The organism is Mycobacterium sp. E735, assembly GCF_001666955.1.
Classification (GTDB): Bacteria; Actinomycetota; Actinomycetes; order Mycobacteriales; family Mycobacteriaceae; genus Mycobacterium.
In genome coordinates this window covers 1-719 of record NZ_LZIX01000008.1, presented here as the reverse complement: position 1 = coordinate 719, position 719 = coordinate 1, and the positions used below count along the sequence as shown (strand labels likewise).

The following is a 719-nucleotide window of genomic DNA, read 5'->3' as shown; positions in this document are numbered from 1 at the left end:
GCCGGTGTCGATCACGGCCACCGGTACGCCGTTGCCGGTGCTGTATTGCCAGGCCTTGCTGATGTTGAGCAGGTTGAAGCCCGGCGCCAGCTGCGCCACGTCGGGGTTGCGCACGGTGATGGGCGTCGAGCAGCTGTTGGCGCGCCGCATCGGTTGGTCGCTTCGCGGCGGCCCGTCCGGCGGCACCATGCCGGGATCGACCTGTGGGGGTGTGATGGCTTGCGCGGCAGGGATATTCGCGGACAGCGCGACCAGGGTGACGGCGGCGGTCGCCGCCGCCGCGCGCTTCAGTGCCGAATCCACGTGAACAGCCCCCCCAGGGCCGCCGCCGCCGGCAGCAACACGATGAACGCGAACACTTCCACCCATTCCACGGTCAACCGGATCAACGGCCTGAACCGCACCGTCGGCACCAACAGCGCCGCGGCCAGGCCGCACGCGGCGAAGGCCGCCACCGCTACAGCGGGCCAAAGCAATCCGCTGACAACGTCTTTCGGCTCCACGATGGCGTATTTGACCACTCCGGCGCACACGGCGGCGGCGGCCCCGCAGGCGAGCGCGACGGCCTGGTACTTGGCGGCGAATCCCCTGCCCTGGGTGATGAAGATGCCCACCACGAGTCCGGCGACCACCAGCGCCAACCACGCCCACGGGCGCCTCGGTGTCAGCACCCCCCACACGGCGGCGGGCAGGACGATCGACACCCCGACGCAGACACC

Annotated in this window: 1 protein-coding gene and 1 pseudogene; both read right to left on the bottom strand. The window is 70.5% G+C overall.

Going from position 1 to position 719, the window contains the following annotated elements:
• Nucleotides 1-303, bottom strand: a pseudogene (locus tag A5704_RS01230) (type VII secretion-associated serine protease); the annotation flags it as partial.
• Nucleotides 288-719 (bottom strand): type VII secretion integral membrane protein EccD (eccD, locus tag A5704_RS01225; protein WP_067887008.1); only part of this gene is annotated, 432 nt, incomplete at its 5' end. The gene eccD and the pseudogene A5704_RS01230, both read right to left, overlap by 16 nt.